The sequence below is a fragment of the Halomonas sp. 707D4 genome (assembly GCF_024158685.1).
GTDB lineage: Bacteria > Pseudomonadota > Gammaproteobacteria > Pseudomonadales > Halomonadaceae > Vreelandella.
The window spans coordinates 1-5252 of the sequence record NZ_JAMZBD010000211.1; the positions used below are offsets into that span (position 1 = coordinate 1).

Consider the following 5252-nt stretch of genomic DNA (forward strand, 5'->3'; position numbering starts at 1 on the left):
GTGGAGGAGATGGCGATCGCCTCGGGCACGCCGGTGCCGCCGGTCTATCTTCTCGACGAACCCGGCATCAACGCCTTCGCCGCCGGGTTCGATACCCGCGACACGGTGATCGGCATCACTCGCGGCGCCATCCAGCACCTGACCCGCGACGAGCTCCAGGGCGTGGTGGCCCACGAGTTCAGCCATATCCTGCACGGCGACATGCGCTTGAACATGCGTTTGATCAGCGTGCTTCACGGGGTGCTGCTCATCGGCCTCGCCGGCCACATCCTGCTGCGCAGCGCCCCGCACCGGGGGGCGGTGGGCAGCAACAAGCGCAACGACTCGGCAGCGGTGCTGATCGGCCTCGGGGCGGCGCTGGCGCTGATCGGCGTGCTGGGCACCTTCTTCGGCAACTGGATCAAGGCGGCGGTGAGTCGCCAGCGGGAGTATCTGGCCGACGCCTCGGCGGTACAGTACACCCGCAACCCGGAAGGGATCGGCCAGGCGCTGGTCAAGATCGGCTCCCACACCCAGGGCGCAAGGCTCGAGGCCTCGCGCGCCGGCGAGTACAGCCACATGCTCTTCGGCTCGGCGCGCAAGCTGAGCTTCAGCCGCCTCCTGGCCACCCATCCGCCGCTTGAAAAACGCATCGCCCGGGTACTGCCGGGCTGGAATGGTCAGTTCGATGCCACGCTCACCCATCCCGGCGCGAAAGCGGGCGACTCAGCCCAGGCCGGCGCCGCTGGCTTCCAGGGCGGTTCACCTCGACCCGCCTCGGGCCACGGTGCGGCTCGCGAAGCGGTTGCCGCGATGGGGCAGCCGGATCCGCGCCATCTGGCCCAGGCCAGCGCCACGCTGGAGGCGCTGCCCGAAAGGCTTCAGCGGGCCGCCCGCGCGCCCTACGCTGCCCACGCCTTGATGTACGCGCTGCTGCTCAGCCAGGATAGCGACGTGCGCAAGCGTCAGCTGGACGGTCTTCGACAACGGGCGCTGGCCGACGTGTATCGCGAGGTGATGACCCATGCGGGGGAGGTCGTCACCCTCGATGCACGCTTTCGCCTGCCGCTGATGGAGCTGTCGCTGCCGGCATTGAAGGGGCTTTCCAAGGAGCAGGCGGAGCACTTCAAGAGCTGCCTGGTCGAGCTGATCAATGCCGACCACCAGGTCAGCCTGTTCGAATGGACGCTCTACCGGTGGCTCGCCTATCACCTGGGATTCGACGAGCGAGAGCCCCTGCCGTCGCGCAAGCTCGGCGAGCTTTCAAGCGAATGTGCGGTGGTGCTGGGCGTGCTGGCGAGTGCAGGCCAGCACGAAGCCAGCGAGGTGGCAAAAGCCCTGGCGGCGGCCGAAGCCGAGCTGCCCTTCGACTTGCCGTCTCCAGGCGACGACTTCGACGTGAAGACCTTCGCCCGGGCGGTGAGCGCGCTGCGCAAGCTCAAGCCTCGGGAGAAGGCCACGGTGCTCGAGGCCATGGCCCGTTGTATCGAGCACAGCGGCAGGATGACGCCCGTGGAGGCCGAGCTGTTTCGCGTCATCGGTGATCTGCTCGAGTGCCCGGTACCGCCGCTTTTGTTCGAGCAAGCGGCATGAGTAGTATTGTTTATACCGTTATCTTGCTTGCGTGGGGCTCAGCGATCACTGCAAGGCCGGTAGGCCGGTTTCCCGGCCGCTAGCGCCGGGAAGAGCCCTTTTTCATCGCGCCCGCGCGGTTTTTGCTCGCGCCGGGCTTGCGTTTCACGTAGCGCCGCTTGCCGCTCGCGGCGCGCTTGGGTGCTGCGCCTTCTTCCCCCTGGGCACTCTGCAAACTCGCACGAAGCTTGCCCGCATCGCTTTGCGTCAAGAGCCCTTGAAGATCCTCGACCAGCGCCTGCTGGAAAGCCCGGGCATCGCCGCTACCTTCGGCGATGCCGCTCAGGCGCTGCTCCCAGAGCGCGGTGCGCTCCGGGGTGCTGACCGCCGAAGGCAGGGCGCTGATCAGCGCGGTGCCGAGTTTGGTGGCGCGCAGCGCCTTCTGCTTGCGCACCAGATAGCCGCGCTGCACCAGGGTCTCGATGATGCCGGCGCGGGTCGCTTCGGTGCCGAGGCCGTCGGTCTCGCGCAGGGTGCGGCGCACTTCCGGGTCCTCGACGTAGCGACCGATGTTCATCATCGCCTTGATGAGGCTGGCATCGGTAAACGGCTCCGGCGGGCGGGTCTCTTTCTCCTCCACGCCGGCGTCCTGCGCTCGGCAGGGCTCGCCCTGGGTCAGCGGTGGCAGCGGCGGGGCGTCCTCCTTGGTGGTGAACAGCGGCTTCCAGCCCGGGTCGAGCACGCTCTGGCCGCGGGCGCGAAAGGCTTCGCCGAGCAGATGGAACTCCGCCTTGACCTCGAAGGTGCGCAGCGGCGGGTAGAACTGGGCCATCACGTTGCGCACCACCAGGCGAAACACCTGGGCCTCGATGTCCGAGAGCGTGGCAAAGTCCGCCGCCTTGCCGGTCGGGGCCAGCGCGTGGTGGGCGCCGACCTGCTTGTCGTTCCAGGCCTTGGAGCGCAGGGAGAAGTCGGCCCCCTCGAGCCACTGGGAAAGAGTGGCATCGTTTCGGCAGGCGCCGGTCAGGCTCTTGCGGGCGAGCGGCAGGTGCTCTTCCGGCAGGTAGCGGCAGTCCGAGCGCGGGTAGGTGATCAGCTTGTGGCGCTCGTAGAGGCTCTGGCAGACGTCGAGCACCGTCTGGGCGGAAAGTCCGAAACGGCGCGCGGCGTCCACCTGCAGCGCCGAAAGCGAGTAGGGCAGCGGCGCGTTCTGGCGCTTCTCGCTCTGCTCGAGCTTGGCCAGCCGACCCTCGGCGCCGGGAAGCCTGGCTGCCAGCGCATCCGCCGGGGCGCGCTCGACCAGCCGGCCCTGGTCGTCCAGCGGCTGGCGCTCGGTGGGTACCCACCAGGCGCGAAGCCGGCCTCGGGCCACCTCGATATCCACCCAGAGCGGGTAGAACGGGTAGGGCGTGAAGTCGCGAATGGCGTTGTCGCGCCGGACGATCAGCCCCAGCACCGGCGTCTGCACGCGACCGACGGAGAGGACACCGTCGTGGCCCGCCTGGCGCCCGGTCAGCGTCCAGGCGCGGGTCAGGTTGATGCCGTAGAGCCAGTCCGCCCGGGAGCGCGCCTGGGCGGCCTGGAACAGCGGCTGGAAGGCGGCGTTGCTGGCAAGCCTCGAAAGCGCCCGGGTCACCGCAGGGCGGTTCAGGTCACTGATTAGAAGCCTCGACACCGGGCCGCGATAGTTCAGGTACTCGATCACCTCCTGAACCAGGAGCTGGCCCTCGCGGTCCGGGTCGCCGGCGTGCACCACCTCGCCGGCCTGCTTGATCAACTTGCGGATCACCGCGAGCTGGCCGCGCGCCTTGGCGCGTGGGGCGAGCTTCCAGGTGCCGGGCACGATCGGCAACCGGTCGAGTCGCCACTGCTTGTCGGCGGGGTCGTAGGCCTCCGGGGCGGCCTGCTCGAGAAGATGGCCCAGGCACCAGGTCACGGTGGTGTCACCGCAGACGATGGCGCCTTCCTGGCGCTGGTCGCCGCCGGGCAGCGCATCGGCAATGGCCCGGGCGAGGCTGGGTTTTTCGGCGATGATCAAGCGCATACGCAAAGGGCCTTCGGGTGATCGGAACGCGCCATCATAGCAGAGTCGTCCCGACCCCCCGAAAGCCCGGGCAGGCATCGATGTCCCAAAAGCGTTTAGAACTTGACCTCGAGCCCCACGCCGTAGAGATCGTCCCGGCCCTGGCCGTCGATATCGAGCCGGTCCAGGTTGTACTCGGCGTACACCTTGGCGTTCTTCATGAGCCTGTAGGAGACGCCGAACACGATTTCATCGACCCGGGTGCCCTGATCGGCCAGAGCGTCCTCACCCTCCTCGCGGTTGTAGCCCGCCATGAAGAGGGCGCGGCCCACCTCGTAGGCGGCGGCGACTTCGTAGAAGTGGCTGGAAAACCGCTGGTCGTTGCCTGCCTCCATGCTCTTGTAGCCGTTGATGGCGCCGACGTAGAACGGTGAGATACGCCAGCCGATGCCGAGCCCCCAGCTGGTCATGTCACCCAGCGTATCGGTGGTGCCCTGGAAGCTTTGGCGCTCGTAGGCACCGACGAAGTCGATCTCGTTGTCGGTGGTGTAGCGCGCCGAGAAGCTGTACTGGTAGTCGCGGTCGCCGTCACTGGTTTCGCGGGGGCGGCGCTCGTCCTCGAGGACGTAGCTGCCGCGAAAATCCCAGTTGCCGAGGTCGTAGCCAACGGTCAACTGGTCGTCCTTCTTGCTTTCGAAGGGCTTGACGCCGTTGATCTTGTTGTCGCTGGCCGACGAGCCGAAGAGCTCGAAGATGTCGGTGACCGCGATCAGTTGCTTGGTCGAACTCTGGGTGCGGCCCATGGCCATTTCGAGCTGGTCCTGGTAACGAAAGCCGAGCCAGGCGTAGCGCACGTCGAGACTATCGGTCTTGGCGTCGTTGTCGCCTTCGGCGTTCATCTGCCACTCGAGCTTGCCCAGCAGGTCGAGCTCGTCGTTGAGGCGGTAGTTGAACTGGGTGCCCAGGCGCGCCTTGCCGTCGCCGCCGAAGTTCAGCCGCTGGGTCGGATGGTCCTTGTCGTACTTGAAGGCGCCGGCTTCGTACTGCACCTTGCCGCGCAGGTCGACCCGGGCGTCGTCGTTTTCGAACACGATCGCGGCCTGGGCGCCTTGAGTGGCGGCCATGGCGACGAGGGCGGCGGTGAGTGTCTTCTTCATCGTTGAGTTCCCTTGATAACATTCAGGCAGTAGGGGGCCGCTCTTTCGATCGAGCGATCGAAAGAGGGCGTGTTCTAAAAAGCGTCGGTCTGAGCTTGCGGCGTGCGTCCTAGAAGTCGCTGGCGAGCGCCTCGGCATCCTCTTCCAGCGTGTTGTCCAGCGCGATGCCGCTTTGCTCCAGCTTGGCGACGTAGTACGCCTTGACGCTTTCCCAGTCGTAGTAGGGGTAGTGCTCGGTGGGCAGGGGAAACGCGACTTCGCGCTCGTTGTGCAGCATCTTCACCAGGTGATCGTCGCCGTTTTCGTACAGCACCCACTGGAGATTGGCCGCCATGGCGGTGATCGCCTTGCCGTCCCAGCTTTGCTTGACCTGCGCGGGGTCGTCCTGGCTTTCGGCCGCGCCGTCGATCTCGAGGTAGGCGGCCAGCGGCATGATCAGCTCCGCGTGGCTGAAGTTGAAAATGCCGCTGGCGCTCTGCGTCTCGAGCGCCGCATCGGTGGAGGCGATCAGTTCCTTGACC

Annotated in this window: 3 protein-coding genes and 1 pseudogene; 1 reads left to right on the forward strand and 3 read right to left on the reverse strand. The window is 66.9% G+C overall.

The window, feature by feature from the left end; translation table 11 throughout:
- Positions 1–1572: M48 family metallopeptidase (locus BIS11_RS10255; protein WP_253586005.1), on the forward strand; the 1572-nt coding region annotated here is incomplete at its 5' end.
- A gap of 79 nt (positions 1573–1651) precedes the next feature.
- On the opposite strand, the gene BIS11_RS10260 is transcribed toward BIS11_RS10255, so the two are convergent.
- The 3 genes and pseudogenes from BIS11_RS10260 to BIS11_RS10270 all read right to left on the reverse strand — a co-directional run.
- The gene (locus BIS11_RS10260; protein WP_253586006.1) at positions 1652–3595 is read right to left on the reverse strand and encodes a DNA topoisomerase III; all 1944 of its coding nucleotides are present in this window, start codon (positions 3593–3595) and stop codon (positions 1652–1654) included.
- A 95-nt stretch (positions 3596–3690) separates the two neighbouring features.
- Positions 3691–4731 (reverse strand): porin, encoded by a 1041-nt coding sequence (locus BIS11_RS10265; RefSeq protein WP_253426387.1) that lies wholly within the window; start codon positions 4729–4731, stop codon positions 3691–3693.
- A gap of 109 nt (positions 4732–4840) precedes the next feature.
- Positions 4841–5252, reverse strand: a pseudogene (locus tag BIS11_RS10270) (histidine-type phosphatase); the annotation flags it as partial.

Excerpts from the sequence above, each read along its gene's own strand:
- BIS11_RS10260 (WP_253586006.1), bottom strand. The coding sequence starts at position 3,595 with ATGCGCTTGATCATCGCCGAAAAACCCAGCCTCGCCCGGGCCATTGCC.
- BIS11_RS10265 (WP_253426387.1), bottom strand. The coding sequence starts at position 4,731 with ATGAAGAAGACACTCACCGCCGCCCTCGTCGCCATGGCCGCCACTCAA.